We start from the raw sequence: 15,963 nt of genomic DNA on the forward strand, positions 1-15,963 counted from the left end.
TAGTTATACTTATATATAAGTTAGGAGGAAGCTAGATGACAAATGTATTTGATGTCTTAATGGAACGTGGATACATTAAGCAAACTACACATGAAGAAATAAAAGATATACTAGGAAAGGAAAAAGTAACTTTTTACATAGGATTTGATCCAACTGCTGATAGTTTACATGTAGGTCATTTTATCGCAATGATGTTTATGGCTCATATGCAAAGGGCTGGACATAGACCAATTGCTCTTGTGGGTGGCGGAACTGGAATGATAGGAGATCCATCAGGAAGAACCGATATGAGACAAATGCTTACAGAAGAAAAAATTGAGCATAATGTAAACTGTATAAAAAAACAATTATCAAGATTAATAGATTTTACTGATGATAAAGCACTATTAGTTAATAATGCAGAGTGGTTAAATAAATTAAATTATATAGAGTTTATAAGAGACATTGGGTGTCATTTCTCAGTAAATAAAATGCTTACAGCAGAATGTTTTAAGCAAAGACTAGAAAAAGGATTATCTTTCTTAGAGTTTAACTATATGTTAATGCAAGGTTATGATTTTTTACAGTTAAATGAAAAATATAACTGTACTATGCAACTTGGAGGCGACGATCAATGGTCTAACATGATTGCCGGTATGGATTTAATTAGAAGAAAAAAATCAAAGCCAGCTTATGCAATGACTTGTACATTACTTACAAATAGTGAAGGCAAAAAGATGGGTAAGACAGCTAATGGAGCACTTTGGCTTGATCCTGAAAAAACTTCACCATATGAATTTTATCAATACTGGAGAAATGTACATGATGATGATGTAGAGAAATGTTTATCTCTATTAACTTTTGTTCCAATGGATGAGGTTAAGAAACTATGTGCTATAAAAGGTTCTGAAATGAATAATGCAAAAAAAGTTTTAGCATATGAAGTTACTAAACTAATACATGGGGAAGAAGAAGCTAATAAAGCAAAAGAAGCTGCAGAAGCTTTATTTGGAAATGGTGGAGATTTAAGTAATGCTCCAACTGTAGAAATAAGTAAAGATGATATAGGTACTTCAATTTTAGACTTAGTATCAACTTATAAAATTGTTCCATCTAAAAAAGAGGGAAGAAGATTAATAGAGCAAGGTGGATTATCAATAAATGAAGAGAAAGTTTCTGATATAAGCTTCACACTTAATGAAGAACACATAAAAGATGGAGAAGCTTTAATAAGAAAAGGAAAGAAAAAAATATATAGAATTATATTAAAATAGTAAAACTAATTCCTAGTGGCTAAAAAGGTATTTAATTTAATGTTAAAATCTTTTTAGCCACTTTTTAATTTTGAATATTAATATATAAAAATATACTTGTATTTTTCTTCTAAACAATAGGGGTAATCCTATCGATAATATAAAAGAAGTGTATTTTGGAGGAAATATTAATGGATAAAATTTTAGATGTAAGTTCCGTAAAGTATATAGATAAAAAAAAATTTAAAACTAAACTTTTTTTTACTCAAGGACAAAAGTTTTATGCAAAGCTTTGTGGTGTAGATAAAGAAACGGGGGAAATTACTCTTAAATTAGCTAATGGTTCAGAGTTTAAAGCAGAAGTCTTAGAAAATTTAGAGCGTATGGAAGGTGATATTCTAAGATTTACAGTAGAAGGTCTTTCTGATGGTAAATTAAAGCTTAAATTATCAGAGATAGTAGAAAAAGAAGAAGAGATTAATCCCTTTGAAAATATTCTTGCAGAGTTGGGTTTGGAAGATAATGAAGAAAATGTAGAACTATTAAGTAAAATGTTAAAACACAATATTACACTAACTAAAGATAATATTGCGGAAATGAAAAACATTCTAAACTTAAAAGAGAAAATACAAGTTGAAGAAGAAGAATTTTTAAAATTAATTTTAGATAAATCAGATATAGATTTACAGTCTGATAAAGGTGAAATTTCATATAAAATTTTAAAAGATTGTTTTAAAGATTTAAGAACCTGTGATTTAGATTCTATTATGTTTTTTAAGGAGAACAATTTAGAACTTAACAAGGAAAATATAGAAGGAATAAAGTATATTATTGAAAATGATAATGTGCTTTCTAATGAACTGGAAAAAATTATATTGCATTTTGAGGATATATTAGATAGTTCTAGAGGCGTAGATTTTAAAGAAATAGATTCAAAAACAATAAATTTAAAACAAGAATTAAACTTAGGTGATTTAGATAATATACAGTTGATAAATACAGGAGCGAATGCAGAAAACAAAGAAAATAATATAGAGTTAAAGCATTCTAATATGCAGAGGGCTAATGTAGAAGATGCAAGTATTTTAGACTTAAATAAAAAGTACATAGGGGATAATACAGAAATTAAGGAGAACAATACTAGTAATGATAAAGTTTTATTAGAAGGTGAACGTCATATAGAATTTTTAAAAGAAAAATCTATATCTAGCTTAGAAGAAAAAAACTTAAATACTAAAAATAATATAGATATTTTAAAAGGTTATCTAAAAGCTGTTGGAGACAAGACATTATATGAATATGTAGAGAAGAAAATAAACCTCCTAGCTAAAGATACTGAAAATAATATTGTAGATGCCTCCAATGAAAATTTAAGTGATGATATAAAGGCTCTTATTTCATTAGGTAAGAATTTAAAAGAAGATATATCAAAAAATATAGATATAATAAAAACTAATATAAAGTCTATAATAAAACTTACAGAATCAAATTTGATATTCCAAGACAAAACAAATTTAGAACATGTTAAAATTCCTATAAACAATTTAAAGATACTCAATTCCATTTATAATGAATACTATTATTTAGATTTTCCCTTAAAGGTAATAGAAAATGAATATCCATTTAAATTAATTATTAAGAATAAAAATAATCAAAATAAAACAATATATCCAAAAGATATAAAAATAGTAGCTAGTATAAAAACTTTAAATATGGGACCTATAGATAATTATATAACCATTAAAGATAATCATTTAGACCTTAAGATAAAGGTTAATAATAGCTTTAAAAATGTATTAAATAAGTTTAAATATAGATTAGTAAATAGTTTAAATGATATGGGATATAAATCTAATATTGTAATACAAGAGATAGAAAAAGAAATAAGTTTAACAAATTCTTGTGAGTTTTTTGAAGATCCTAGTTTTAGCAGTATTAATACTTTAATATAGAATAATAATTTTATTTTTTATATAGGATGTGATAATATTATGAAAGAGCGAAAAAAAGCAGCAGCTTTAAAATATGATAATATATATGAACCTCCTATAGTTACAGCTTCAGGTACGGGATATATTGCTGAGAAGATTTTAGAAAAGGCTATGGAAGGTAATGTGCCGATTATAGAAAACAAGGAACTTACGGAGCTCTTAACTAAGGTAGAAGTAGGAGATAGTATACCAGAGGAGGTATACGAAGCAGTTGCTACAATACTCGCATATATTATGAGTATAGATAGTACATTAGAATAAGGTGTGATATTATTATGGCATTATGGTCAATATCTGATTTACATTTAGCGTTTACTATAGATAAACCAATGGATATCTTTGGTGATAACTGGTATATGCATGAAGAAAAAATAAAAGAAAATTGGTTAAAAGAAATAAAGGATAAGGATACTGTGTTAATAGCAGGGGATATATCTTGGTCTATGAATATAGAAGAAGGTTTTGAAGATTTAAATTGGATACATAACCTTCCTGGCGATAAAATATTAGTTAAAGGTAATCATGACTACTGGTGGAGTGGAATAAAAAGGTTAAATAGTATGTATGATGACCTAAACTTTATACAAAATAACTCTTTTTCATATGAAGATTATGCAATCTGCGGTACAAGAGGATGGATATTACCGGGAGGGACAAATTTTACCTCAAATGACGAGAAAATATTTAAAAGAGAATGTATAAGACTCAGGTTATCCTTAGAAGAGGGACGTAAAAAAGGATTTTCAAAATTTATAGTAATGACTCATTATCCCCCTATTTATCCTAATATGGAGGATACAGAATTTATTAAGATTCTAAAAGAGTTTAATGTTGAAAAAGTTATTTACGGTCATTTACATGGTCCCTCACTAAAGAAAGTTTTCGAAGGACATAGAGATGGAATAGAATATATAATGACCTCTAGTGATTATTTAAACTTTTATCCTAAAAAAATATTAGATTAAAATATAGGTTTATATAATATAGTTTTTGTAAATATATATTTATTACTATGTTTTGTTGTATTATAATATGGTATTAGAAGGATATATTAGATATTTGAAAATAAAAGTTAAAAGAGGTCGGCTTATGGCAATTAGAGAATGGAAGAGTTTTTTATTACCTTATGAACAGGCAGTAGAGGAATTAAAAACAAAATTTAAAAATATAAGAAAAGAATATAGAAGAAAAAATGAATATTCTCCCATAGAGTTTGTAACAGGAAGGGTAAAGGAAATATCAAGTATATTAGAGAAAGCAAATAAATTTGACATACCCTTAGATAGAATTGAGTATGAGATGGAGGATATAGCTGGTATAAGAGTTATGTGCCAATTTGTAGATGATATACAAAAAGTGGTTAATATAATTAGAGATAGAAAAGATATGGATATAATTTATGAAAAAGATTATATAACTAACTTTAAAAATAGTGGTTATAGAAGCTATCATATAATAATTAAGTACTCTGTTTATATGGCAGAGGGGGAAAAGGAAATTTTAGCAGAATTCCAAATAAGAACCCTAGCCATGAACTTTTGGGCTACAGTAGAGCATTCATTAAATTATAAGTATAAACATTCTATTCCTGTTTATATTAAAGAGAAACTTAAAAAAGCAGCTGATGCAGCATTTTTATTGGATCAAGAAATGCAAGAAATAAAAGAAGAAATTAAGGATGCTCAGAAGTTATTTGAAATTAAATCAACTTTAGTTTCAAATATATCAGATAACATAGCAAGTTTGGGTGCTTTAGGAAAAAATGCAGAGGTTGCAAGGTTTAGAGAACAATTAAATACTCTTATAGAAGAGGGAGATGTTGTTGAATTAAGTTCACTTTTAAAAACTACAGAGAGAATTATTGAGCTTTATAAGGTATAAAAATGTGGCTATTTCAAAAGATTTAAAAATCATTTGAAATAGCCACTTATTTTTATTAATGCTTCACAATATTAAATGATGTATCTTACTAAAACCTTATATTGATTTATGATATCTTGAATTAATTGGCAACTATATTAACTAGTCTACCTTTAATTACGATTACTTTTCTTACAGTTTTACCTTCTAAATTTTTAGATATATTCTCATCGTTTAAGGCAAATTCTTTTATAGATTCTTCAGAAGAATCAGAAGGAACATTTATTCTAGATTTAATCTTACCGTTTATTTGAATTGCAATTTCAATTTCGTCTTTAATTAAAGCCCTAGGATCAAATTTAGGCCAAGATGAATTAAAGATAGAGTAATCCATACCTAATAGTTCCCATTGTTCTTCTGAAAAATGAGGAGCAAAAGGAGCTATAAGTTTAATATAATCTGCAAGTACTTCCTTTAATAAGTTAAAGTTTTTAGAAGTTACATCCTTATATTTTGAAAGTGCATTTGTAAGTTCCATAATTCTTGCAACAGCAGTGTTAAATTGCAGTTTTTCAGTGTCTTCAGTAACTCCTTTTATTGCAAAATGTCTCCAGTAATTTAATTCTTTTTCTTCTTTATCCATAGTATCTTTAGAAGAATTATTATTTTTTATATCTTCAACAAAATACTCTATAGTTCTTTCTACTCTATCAACAAATCTTGAAATGGACTTTATACCATCATCGCTCCAAGCACCACCTTCTTCATAAGCAAAACCAAACATTAGGTACATTCTAAATACGTCTGCGCCATATTGCTTAATGTAATCGTCAGGTGATATAGTATTTCCTTTTGATTTGCTCATTTTTAGTCCATCTGGTCCTAAAATAAGTCCTTGGTGATTTAGAGATTTAAAAGGTTCATCAAAGTTTAGATATCCCATATCTCTTAATGCTTTTGTTATGAATCTTGCATAAAGTAAATGCATGCAAGCATGTTCTGGACCACCTACGTATTTATCTACAGGTAGTATTTTATTTATTGTTTGTGGATCAAATGCCATATCTTTATTTTTGTTATCAGCATATCTTAAATAATACCAAGATGAACATACAAAAGTATCTAAAGTATCAGGGTCTCTATGAGCAGCACCACCACACTTAGGACATTTTACATTTATAAAGTCCTCATTTTTAGCTAGAGGAGATTTTCCATCTGGCGTAAATTCTACATCATATGGAAGGGTAACAGGAAGGTTCTCTTCTGCTACAGGAACTATTCCACATTTATCACAATGTATTATAGGTATAGGTGCCCCCCAATATCTTTGTCTTGATACTAGCCAGTCACGTAATCTATAGTTAACTTTAAAGCTTCCTAGAGAATCTTTTTGAAGTTTTTCTATTATAGCTTTTTTAGCCTCTTCTCCAGAAAGTCCAGTAAATTGATCACTATTTATTAAAGCACCATTTTCAGTGTATGGAAGGGATTCACCACCTTCAATAACTCTTTCTATTGGAAGATTATATTTAGATGCAAAAGAAAAATCTCTTTCATCATGAGCAGGAACAGCCATTACAGCACCAGTTCCGTAAGTTGCAAGTACATAATCACCAACCCAGATAGGTACTTTTTTATTATTTATAGGATTTATTGCATATGAACCAGTAAATACGCCAGTTTTCTCTCTTGTTATTGATTGGCGTTCAATATCGGACTGTTTTTTAGCGTCTTCTCTATAACTTTTAACAAGTTCTTTATTTTCTTTTATAGTAATCTTCTCCACTAGTGGATTTTCAGGTGCTAAAACTACATAAGAAACTCCAAATAAAGTATCAGCTCTTGTTGTAAATACATTAAAACTTAAATCAGAGTTATGAACTTTAAAAGTTACTTCTGCACCAGTAGATTTTCCTATCCAGTGTTTTTGCATAGCCTTAGTTTTTTCAGGCCAATCTAGCTCATCTATTTTTTCCAATAATTCCTCAGCGTAATCAGTAATTTTTAAGAACCATTGTGTTAAATCTTTTTTAGTAACTTCAGTACTACATCTTTCACAAGCACCTTCTAATACCTGTTCATTTGCAAGTACTGTATTGCAACTAGGACACCAATTTACAGGAGCTTTTTTTCTATAAGCTAAACCCTTTTCATATAGTTTTAAAAATAACCATTGAGTCCATTTGTAATAATCTTCATTACATGTTACCACTTCATTTTCCCAGTTAAACATAGCTCCAATAGCTTTTAACTGTTCTTCCATTTTCTTTATATTTTTTTCTGTAGAGTCTTTTGGGTGGACACCTGTTTTTATAGCATAGTTTTCTGCTGGAAGTCCAAAGGCATCAAAACCCATTGGTTGAAATACGTTATATCCTTGCATTCTTTTAAATCTAGCCCAAGAGTCCATAGGACCATAGTTGAACCAGTGACCAGCATGTAGTTGGCTTCCTGATGGGTATGAAAACATTTCAAGTACATATAATTTTTTATCTAAATTTTCTTTATTAAATCTGTATAATTCGGTGTTTTCCCATTTATCTTGCCATTTCTTATCAATGTTAGTGTTGTAATTTCCCATGTGTTTCCTCCTTGTTTTTTATATTGACTTTAAATTTATAAAAATAAAAAGCCTCCGTCTACGAAGAGACGAAGGCTATAATTCGCGGTACCACTCTAATTAGATTATATAAATATAATCTCACTTACGATTTTAACGGAAAACCCGTATCTACTTTTGGTAGATAAGCTCACAAGGCAAGTTCATATTATAGTGATACTGTTTTTCAGCAACCAACAGCTCTCTATAATCACATCTAATATTACTACTCCTAGATCATAGCAAATAAATTAATTAAGTTTAAAAATACGTTAAGAATAATTATAGATTAAAAGAATTTTTATGTCAATAATCTTATTTTAATTTCTTTATTATATTATCCTTAGAATAATTTATAAATACAGTTAGAGCATAATCATAAACAATAAATCCCACTTGCAATAAAATTAATATAAGTATTGTAGGAAGTTTAAGATTTATATTATTAAGTAATAGGGTTTTGTAAAAGTAATATATTATAAAGGTAGAAAAGTTTAGAAATAATAGTTTTACTAAAATCTCAAGAAACATATTCTTTATTCCCTCTGCAAAGTACTTAATTATTCCATAAAGGCCAAATAAAATAGTATAGGATAATGCAATGTTTTTTGAAGGAATTAATATAAAAGATAGCAGCGCAGTAGCACAATAAACTGATACAGTAGTCTTAAGGTTTGTAGTTAAAAGTGTAAGAGGAATCATAAAGGATGCTATCATTAAGAAAAAAAGAGTGTTTATAGGAATTAGAATGCTTAAATATAGAGATAATATTCCGAGGGCAGTAAGTATGCCACCTTTAGCTATATTATTGCTTAAGATACTATTTTTATTCATAATATTACTCCTTTAATAAAAAAACTTATCTTCTTTAGAAAATAAATTAATTCATAGAAGATAAGTTTTAGAATTTAGAAACAAGAGATTAAGTCTCCACCCATGCATTCACATAGGGTATCAGCACACCACAGTTTTACACATAAATCACACATATCATTATCTTTTGAGTTTTTTCCATAGTAAGTTTGTCTGTAATTATGAGCCTGATTATTCATTTGATTGAAGGCAGTTCTATATTCAGAATTTGCAGGATTTAGGTTATATGCTGTTGTAATATAATTATTAGCACTATCATACCAACCTTTTTTCATATATATAGTTCCCATTAAATAATTCCATTCAGCATCTTTAAAAGCCATGGAGTTAAGTTTTTGTTCAGCAGATGCGTAGTTACCTTGATTTATATCCATCCTTACAGTTTCATAGACGCTTTTATTACTATATGAAGAATTAGATTCTTTGCGGTTATAATCATTAAAGTCATTTGAACCATAAGAGTTATTTCCTACATTTTTCATTAAATAGTCATAAGCCTCATTGATTTCCCTCATTCTCTCTTCAGCAAGATCTCTAAGGGGATTATTGTCAAACTGATCTGGATGATATTGTTTTGCAAGTCTTTTATATGCATTCTTTATTTCATCTTTAGATGAACCTTTTCTAACTTCAAGAACTTCATATGGATCCCTCATTATATTCACTCCTTTTAAAAACTTTATCCATTTTTTCCATTAATCCTAATTGAAGAATATTGTGCAATAATTCTTTATTCTTTTTTGTAGGAAGTTTGTTTAATATATTAAATGCATTAAGTGCAGAGGTGGTTAAAATAAAATCCATTCTGCTTTCTATATTACTAGAAAAGTCCTCATAGGGTAACCTTTCTATGTTTAGTATTCTATTTATAGGGTTAAATTTATTATCTTTCATATCTTTTTGCAAATCATCATAGGCATCAATTAAATAAATCCATTTCCCTATATTATATCCTAAAAAGTATAAACTTTCTCTTAAATCTTTATCTTTAATGTAATTACTAATTAAAAAACCTGTTAAATCTGCAAAAGGATGAGAGATTTTATCTATGGTAATGTCTTTTTCTGTATCCTTCTCCATAGCACTTAGAGTGTGTAAACTTTCTTTTATATAATTATTTATATCTTTCATTTCTATATTAGATTCTTTATTTTTTATATACATATTTAAAAATTTAGATAACATGGAAGCTTTAACACTTTTATCATCTTCAACGTCATCCAGTAATTTATAGTATACAAGTATTATATTACAATATGCAGCATAATGTAGGGCTTTATTATCTACTATAATAATCTTTTTTTCCGTAGGGTGTACAACACAATGAATTTTTTCAAGCTTTCTAGGTTCTTCACAAAGAGAATCTAGTAATATAGCAAGGAATGTCATGTCATAGTTTAAAACCATTCGAGGAAGATTGCCATAATCCTTTTTTATGGTTCTACATAGGCCACAATAATATGCTTTAAATTTTTCATAGTCTTTTATTTTAAGTTCCATTTTACATGGAGTAACGTATCCAAACATATTAAAGCCCCTTTATACTTCCTTTTCCTCTTAAAATTTCGTAAATACTTTTAGATGTAGTGTCTTCCATAGTGTAGCCTAATAAATGAATAACTTCTTCTAGTTCATTTTCATCATTTGATTCTATTTCTATATATGGAAAAGGACAAAAATCTTTTTCATTTATATCTATCTCTATTAATGTATTTTTGTATTTATAACTTTCTCTATATTTTTTTATAGATTGAATTAGTTCTAATCCTAAGGATTCAAATATAGCTTTACCCTCTTTAGCATCTTTTATTTCTGTTTCATTTTCATCCATTATTTTATATTTTTCTTCACTGATTAATTTTTTTACAGTCATATAATTTATGGTTTTATTATGTAATATATCCTGGACTATTCTTATTCTTGCATAACCTTTATTGTCTAAAAGTCTTCCATCTTCAAAATCAAAAATGTTATTTATTTGATTTTCTTCTTTAACTTTAATAGCACCAATAGAACATAGTTTTAATCTAATATCATCTACGTTAATGTGAGTTATTCTAGTTTCCATCTCTTTCACTGTAATCACTCCTTAATATTGTGATTATAACATATAAAATCATGCAAATGTATTAATTTTTTATTATAATCCAGAGGACGGATTGTTTTAGAATAAGTCATAAAAAGTAAACTTTTGTAAATTGCATAAAAGTTTTTTTAAAGTTATAATCTTTATGAAGGATGTAGAAGGAGAGTGTTGATTTTTGGAATACATAAGGGAAATAAATATAAATGAAGCTATAATTCATATATTAGATAATAATTCTGAGGAACCTATTTTAAATGAATTTTCTTTAGACCTAACTGATGAAATATATGGCTTTTTATATAAGCATATTCAAAAACTTTTAAGAGATGAAGAATTAAGATATGCAGTATTTAAAGAAGGAAGAAATATAGTACAAGAAACAAGTAGAGAATATCTATCTGGACATAATAATCTTTTAGAAGTTTCAAAGGAACTAGGGAGACAGATGTTTTCTCTGATTAAGTCAAAGGGGAGTGCATCTTCCTGTGATTTAATTATTGTATCAATATCTACTGAATATGGTCCTATGCTTGCTATATTAAAGATGGATTATGTAAAAAATTATATGCATAATATAGAGTTCGTTGAAGAGAAGATTGGTATTAATATAATTCCTCAAATTACAGGGCTTCCTGCAAGTTCTCAAAAGATACAAAAAGCAGCCTTTATAAAACCTGTACCTAGCGAAGAAGGTTTTGATTTAATGGTTATAGATAAAAAGAAGGGAAGTAAAAAAGAAGAGGATTACGGAACTAATTATTTTATAGATAATTATTTAGGGTGTGAAATTGTAGTAAATGAAAGAGATATGACAAAGGGATTTTTAGAAACTGCAGAGCAGTGGACAAGGGAGAACCTAAGTGATAATGCGGATAAGGCAGAAAAGTTAAGACGAAAGGTTAAGGAAAAGTTAAAAGAAGAAGATGAGATAGACCTTAAAGAGTTTACTAGTGAAGTTTTTGAAGATGGTGAGGAGTCTAATTTCTTAAGTTATGTAAAAGAGAATGGACTAGATGAGAATATTTCCGTGGATAAAGAGTGGGTAGAGAAAAAATTAAAAAGAGTTAGGTTGAAAATTGATGGAGATATTGATGTTTATTTAAGTGAAGAGGCATATAAAGATTTTACTAGATTTCAGATAAAGAGAAATGGTGATGGTACCATTGATATGGTTATAAAAGGTGTTAGAAATTATATAGAAAAGTAAGGTAGCAATTACTAGCTACCTTATTTTTTATATTAAAGCTTATTATCTGAACCTAAAATATCAGTAATTTTATTTTCTACAAGAGTTTTTATATTTTCTCTAGCATTTCCTAAGTATTTTCTAGGGTCGAATATCTTAGGATCATCACCAAATGTTTTTCTTATAGAACCAGTCATAGCAAGTCTTAAATCAGTATCCATGTTAATTTTACATACAGCCATTGAAGCTGCTTTTCTTAACATTTCAGCAGGAACTCCTTTTGCACCATCTAAAGCTCCACCATAGTTATTACACATTGCAACATACTCAGGATCTACAGCAGAAGCACCATGTAGGACTATTGGAAACTCATGGAATCCATTTTCCTCTAATTTAGCTGTTATAGTTTCAAGTCTTTCAAAGTCTAATTTAGCTTCACCTTTAAATTTGTAAGCACCATGGCTTGTTCCTATTGCGATAGCTAAAGAATCTACTCCAGTTTTTTTTACGAATTCTACAGCTTGATCTGGATCTGTATAAGTTGCATCTTTAGCATCTACGTTAACTTCATCTTCAACACCAGCAAGTTTACCAAGTTCAGCTTCCACTACAACCCCTCTTGCATGGGCATATTCAACAACTTTTTTAGTCTCTTCAATATTTTGTTCGAATGGTAGGTGAGAACCATCTATCATAACAGATGTAAATCCTAAATCAACAGCTTTTTTGCAAGATTCAAAATCAGCACCGTGATCTAAGTGTAAAGCTATATCTACTCCTGAATCTTCTACAGCAGCTTCTACTAATTTTATTAGATAAGAAGGTCTCATATATTTCATTGCAGAAGAAGAAACTTGTAGCATTACAGGTGATTTCTTCTCTTTAGCTGCATCCACAATAGCTTGAATTATTTCCATATTATTAATATTAAATGCGCCGATTGCATATCCACCTTTAAAGGCTTTATTAAACATTTCCTTTGTTGTAACTAATGGCATAAATATTCCACCTTTCTAACCCAACTAGGACATTTTCAATCCCGTTAGGACTTTTATGTTATACTATATACATTATATACTATACTTTTTAATTTTTCTATATTTATTATAAATCAAAATTATAAACATAACAAATTTTATAGATAAATTTAAAAAATATTTTCTGAATTCATATATTGCATATCTGTTATATGATTCATAAAATATTTAACTAGATGAATTGTAACCAAGGCTTCGTCCTTAGTTTTCATTTTTATAAATTGGGTTAGTTTAACTATCTCATCGTTTATGCCATGTATATCAGAATCATTAGTAAACAAGGATATGACTTTAGAACCTTCGCTCCATCTATCAAGAAGCTCTATTGAACCCTTATAGGCTAAATCCCAATTATCATCAACAATATGCTCTTCTATAGATTGACTTAAACTTAATATTTCTAAAGATACATCATTTAAATAATTTAGAGAGAAGAATATACCTACCATCATAAGAATAAAGATTAGAAAAGATATTATAATATTTCTCATTACTTACTTCTTCTCCCTTCTTTTTTTAGTTGATATACAAACTTACCTTCTGTATTTATATAGGCATGAAATATTTTTTCATATGAATATATTTTTGAAGCTTCTAACTTATTTATTAACCATTGTCTATCTTTATTTATTAGTTTTAAGTTTTCATCATTAATATTACCATCTAATATCAATGAAATTGGCATTTCTTCTTGCTTAGCTTTAATATTCAAGTCTTTTTTAGTTACGATATCATTATCGGCTTTAGGGATTATGGATAATTGACCACTGGTCTCTAAAATAGCATATTGAACATCTTCTACATTATAAATATCTTTTAAACGCAGCTCTTCTAATAAATCATTTATATTTATCCTTTGATTTTTTAGTTCATCTACATCAATAGTACCATGTTGTATAAGAATACTTGGCTTACCAGATAAGATTTCCCTTGCTTTTTCACTTTTTAATTGCAATATTGAAGTGAGAATCTGTAAAATTAGAAGTATTACCAAAGGGATAATGGTATGTATTAAGGGTATTCTATTGTCTTGCATTGGAAGACTTGCAAGTTCTGAAACCATTACAGTAAGAACTATTTCAAAGGGTTGTAATTCCCCAATTTGTCTTTTTCCCATAAGTCTCATTATAATTAAAGCCACAAAATATAGTAGTATAGTTCTAACAATTAATATAAACAAAATATCACCACACTTAATATTATAGTATTTATATAATATTAATTTTTTTATTTTAAGATATAATATAAGAGTAAAGTCATATATTAATATTTCCCTATAAAAATATAAATTATGTATAAAGTTTAATATTGTAACGAAAGGAGATATAAACTTGGAAAGTTTGACTATATTTTTAAAAGATTTAAATAAATCAGTTTCTGTGAAAAATGAAATTGAGCTATACTCTATAACAAAGGAATTTAATATAAAGAAAGATTCTCCTATAGTACTTGGAAGATTTAATAATGATATTTATGAATTATCTCATATAGCAGATATAGATGGAGAATTTGAAGCTATAACTACAAGGGAAGATATAGGGAAGAGAACTTACGAGAGAAGTCTTCAATTTGTACTTATAAAAGCAGCTTATAAAATATTTGAACAGTGTGATGTATGTATAGAACATTCACTTAGTGGTGGATTATTTTGTGAAATTCATAAAAATACTAGTTTAACAGAAGAAGAAATAAAACTTTTAGAAAATGAAATGAGAAGAATAATAGAAAAAGATATACGTATTGTAAAGGTGAATTTAGAGAGAGAAAAAGCTATAGAGATTTTTAAAGGTTATGGTATGGGAGATAAGGTAGAGTTTTTAGAAGGACTTTCCATGGATAGAGTTAACTTATATAAATTAGAAGATAGGTATGATTATTTCTATGGTCCAATGGTCTATTCTACAGGAGTACTGAAGGTTTTTGAACTTAAAATTTATAATGGAGGATTAATTATAAGATTTCCTAACTTAAAGGAACCTAATTCTCTTACTAAATATGTGGAATATAAAAAGCTTGCTAATATATATAAGGAGACTAATGATTGGGGTAACATATTAAAGGTTCCAACCTTGGGTGCATTAAATAAATTAATAGATAAAAAAGGACTCCATGACATGGTTCTTATAAATGAAGGGTTGCATGAAAAAAAACTTGCATATATTGCAGACAGTATAAAACATAAGGAATCTGTAAAGCTGGTTTTAATTGCAGGGCCATCTTCTTCAGGTAAGACAACCTTTACTAAGAGGTTATCCATTCAACTTGCAGTTAATGGGGTAGTACCTATACAAATATCTATGGATGATTTTTTTGTGGACAGAGAGCTTACTCCAAAAGATGAGAATGGTCAGTATGACTTCGAATCTGTACATGCACTTGATATAAAATTATTTAATAGTACTTTAAAGAAGATTTTAGATGGGGAAGCAGCAGAATTACCAAGTTTTAATTTTATTACAGGAAAAAGAGAATGGAAGGGTCATAAAGTTTCCCTACCTAAAAATGGAGTAATATTGATTGAGGGTATTCATGCTTTGAATGAGATTATGACATCATCTATAGAAAAAGATGAAAAATTTAAGGTATACATTAATTGTTTTACTCAACTTAATATAGATAATCATAATAGAATACCAACTACAGATGTTAGAATGGTTAGAAGAATAGTAAGAGATAGTTTAATTAGGGGGTATAGTGGAGAAGATACACTAAAAATGTGGCCTTCTATAAAAAGAGGGGAAAAAAAGAATATATTTGTATATCAAGAAGAAGCAGATGTTCTTTTTAATTCTAATTTAGTATATGAACTTTGCATGCTTAAGAAATATGCTATTTATGAACTTAAAAAAATTAAGAAAGATTCACCTGTATATTATGAAGCATTAAGATTAATAAGTTTTTTAAAGTTTTTTAGAGATGGCGAAATTGGAATGATACCATCTAATTCAATTTTAAAAGAATTCGTAGGGGGAAGTTGTTTTTACGATTATTAAAGCGTAAATACCTATTTGTTTTATATATAGATTCAAATTTTTACGAATAATATTATAAAAATATGAAAATTTAGTTTATAATATAAAAGGGAAGAAATTATAATAA

At 28.0% G+C, this 15,963-nt stretch carries 15 protein-coding genes and 1 other annotated feature; of the genes, 7 read left to right on the forward strand and 8 right to left on the reverse strand.

Annotation, left to right across the window (positions count from 1 at the left end):
* Positions 1-35: 35 nt before the first annotated feature.
* The 5 genes from tyrS to yjbM all read left to right on the forward strand — a co-directional run bounded on the left by tyrS (position 36) and on the right by yjbM (position 5,104).
* Positions 36-1,253 (forward strand): tyrosine--tRNA ligase, encoded by a 1,218-nt coding sequence (tyrS, locus tag FGL08_RS03045; RefSeq protein WP_138209399.1) that lies wholly within the window; start codon positions 36-38, stop codon positions 1,251-1,253.
* 170 nt (positions 1,254-1,423) lie between these two features.
* Positions 1,424-3,184: a ring-infected erythrocyte surface antigen domain-containing protein gene (locus FGL08_RS03050; protein WP_138209400.1), complete on the forward strand. Its 1,761-nt coding sequence runs from the start codon at positions 1,424-1,426 to the stop codon at positions 3,182-3,184.
* Positions 3,185-3,223: 39 nt separating this feature from the next.
* Complete coding sequence (locus tag FGL08_RS03055; RefSeq protein ID WP_138209401.1) at positions 3,224-3,484, forward strand: EscU/YscU/HrcU family type III secretion system export apparatus switch protein; 261 nt, start codon at positions 3,224-3,226, stop codon at positions 3,482-3,484.
* 14 nt (positions 3,485-3,498) lie between these two features.
* Positions 3,499-4,188 carry a metallophosphoesterase gene (locus FGL08_RS03060; protein ID WP_138209402.1) on the forward strand — a complete coding sequence of 230 codons (690 nt, stop codon included), beginning with the start codon at positions 3,499-3,501 and terminating at the stop codon, positions 4,186-4,188.
* Positions 4,189-4,312: 124 nt separating this feature from the next.
* Positions 4,313-5,104, forward strand: coding sequence for a GTP diphosphokinase (gene yjbM, locus FGL08_RS03065; RefSeq protein ID WP_138209403.1), 792 nt, complete (start codon positions 4,313-4,315; stop codon positions 5,102-5,104).
* A 121-nt stretch (positions 5,105-5,225) separates the two neighbouring features.
* On the opposite strand, the gene leuS is transcribed toward yjbM, so the two are convergent.
* The 5 genes from leuS to FGL08_RS03090 all read right to left on the reverse strand — a co-directional run bounded on the left by leuS (position 5,226) and on the right by FGL08_RS03090 (position 10,632).
* On the reverse strand, positions 5,226-7,664 hold the full coding sequence (gene leuS / locus FGL08_RS03070; RefSeq protein WP_138209404.1) for a leucine--tRNA ligase: 2,439 nt from the start codon (positions 7,662-7,664) through the stop codon (positions 5,226-5,228).
* Positions 7,665-7,725: 61 nt separating this feature from the next.
* Positions 7,726-7,932: a binding site (T-box leader), on the reverse strand.
* A 65-nt stretch (positions 7,933-7,997) separates the two neighbouring features.
* Positions 7,998-8,516 (reverse strand): hypothetical protein, encoded by a 519-nt coding sequence (locus FGL08_RS03075; RefSeq protein WP_138209405.1) that lies wholly within the window; start codon positions 8,514-8,516, stop codon positions 7,998-8,000.
* A 74-nt stretch (positions 8,517-8,590) separates the two neighbouring features.
* On the reverse strand, positions 8,591-9,211 hold the full coding sequence (locus FGL08_RS03080; RefSeq protein ID WP_138209406.1) for a J domain-containing protein: 621 nt from the start codon (positions 9,209-9,211) through the stop codon (positions 8,591-8,593).
* Positions 9,195-10,082 carry a DUF5685 family protein gene (locus FGL08_RS03085; RefSeq protein ID WP_138209407.1) on the reverse strand — a complete coding sequence of 296 codons (888 nt, stop codon included), beginning with the start codon at positions 10,080-10,082 and terminating at the stop codon, positions 9,195-9,197. The genes FGL08_RS03080 and FGL08_RS03085 overlap by 17 nt, the downstream gene beginning before the upstream one ends.
* 1 nt (position 10,083) lies before the next feature.
* On the reverse strand, positions 10,084-10,632 hold the full coding sequence (locus FGL08_RS03090) for a class IV adenylate cyclase (protein ID WP_138209408.1): 549 nt from the start codon (positions 10,630-10,632) through the stop codon (positions 10,084-10,086).
* A gap of 184 nt (positions 10,633-10,816) precedes the next feature.
* On the opposite strand from FGL08_RS03090, the gene FGL08_RS03095 reads away from it, so the two are divergent.
* Complete coding sequence (locus FGL08_RS03095; protein WP_138209409.1) at positions 10,817-11,848, forward strand: nucleoid-associated protein; 1,032 nt, start codon at positions 10,817-10,819, stop codon at positions 11,846-11,848.
* 32 nt (positions 11,849-11,880) lie between these two features.
* On the opposite strand, the gene fba is transcribed toward FGL08_RS03095, so the two are convergent.
* From fba to FGL08_RS03110, 3 genes are all read right to left on the reverse strand, one after another.
* Positions 11,881-12,825 (reverse strand): class II fructose-1,6-bisphosphate aldolase, encoded by a 945-nt coding sequence (gene fba / locus FGL08_RS03100; RefSeq protein ID WP_138209410.1) that lies wholly within the window; start codon positions 12,823-12,825, stop codon positions 11,881-11,883.
* Positions 12,826-12,974: 149 nt separating this feature from the next.
* Complete coding sequence (locus FGL08_RS03105; protein ID WP_138209411.1) at positions 12,975-13,355, reverse strand: DUF4363 family protein; 381 nt, start codon at positions 13,353-13,355, stop codon at positions 12,975-12,977.
* Positions 13,355-14,044 carry a DUF421 domain-containing protein gene (locus FGL08_RS03110; protein WP_138209412.1) on the reverse strand — a complete coding sequence of 230 codons (690 nt, stop codon included), beginning with the start codon at positions 14,042-14,044 and terminating at the stop codon, positions 13,355-13,357. The genes FGL08_RS03105 and FGL08_RS03110 overlap by 1 nt, the downstream gene beginning before the upstream one ends.
* A 151-nt stretch (positions 14,045-14,195) precedes the next feature.
* Between FGL08_RS03110 and FGL08_RS03115 the strand changes: the two genes are divergently transcribed.
* Positions 14,196-15,857, forward strand: coding sequence for a nucleoside kinase (locus FGL08_RS03115; RefSeq protein ID WP_138209413.1), 1,662 nt, complete (start codon positions 14,196-14,198; stop codon positions 15,855-15,857).
* Positions 15,858-15,963 lie beyond the last annotated feature (106 nt).

Origin of the sequence: Hathewaya histolytica, assembly GCF_901482605.1 — a bacterium.
In the GTDB taxonomy this organism is placed as follows: domain Bacteria; phylum Bacillota; class Clostridia; order Clostridiales; family Clostridiaceae; genus Hathewaya; species Hathewaya histolytica.

Bases quoted from the DNA above. Each gene is read 5' to 3' on its own strand.
- FGL08_RS03105 (WP_138209411.1), bottom strand. From the start codon at position 13,355: ATGAGAAATATTATAATATCTTTTCTAATCTTTATTCTTATGATGGTA.
- FGL08_RS03055 (WP_138209401.1), top strand. From the start codon at position 3,224: ATGAAAGAGCGAAAAAAAGCAGCAGCTTTAAAATATGATAATATATAT.
- FGL08_RS03050 (WP_138209400.1), top strand. From the start codon at position 1,424: ATGGATAAAATTTTAGATGTAAGTTCCGTAAAGTATATAGATAAAAAA.
- FGL08_RS03080 (WP_138209406.1), bottom strand. From the start codon at position 9,211: ATGAGGGATCCATATGAAGTTCTTGAAGTTAGAAAAGGTTCATCTAAA.
- FGL08_RS03085 (WP_138209407.1), bottom strand. From the start codon at position 10,082: ATGTTTGGATACGTTACTCCATGTAAAATGGAACTTAAAATAAAAGAC.
- yjbM (WP_138209403.1), top strand. From the start codon at position 4,313: ATGGCAATTAGAGAATGGAAGAGTTTTTTATTACCTTATGAACAGGCA.
- FGL08_RS03060 (WP_138209402.1), top strand. From the start codon at position 3,499: ATGGCATTATGGTCAATATCTGATTTACATTTAGCGTTTACTATAGAT.
- tyrS (WP_138209399.1), top strand. From the start codon at position 36: ATGACAAATGTATTTGATGTCTTAATGGAACGTGGATACATTAAGCAA.
- fba (WP_138209410.1), bottom strand. From the start codon at position 12,825: ATGCCATTAGTTACAACAAAGGAAATGTTTAATAAAGCCTTTAAAGGT.
- FGL08_RS03075 (WP_138209405.1), bottom strand. From the start codon at position 8,516: ATGAATAAAAATAGTATCTTAAGCAATAATATAGCTAAAGGTGGCATA.
- leuS (WP_138209404.1), bottom strand. From the start codon at position 7,664: ATGGGAAATTACAACACTAACATTGATAAGAAATGGCAAGATAAATGG.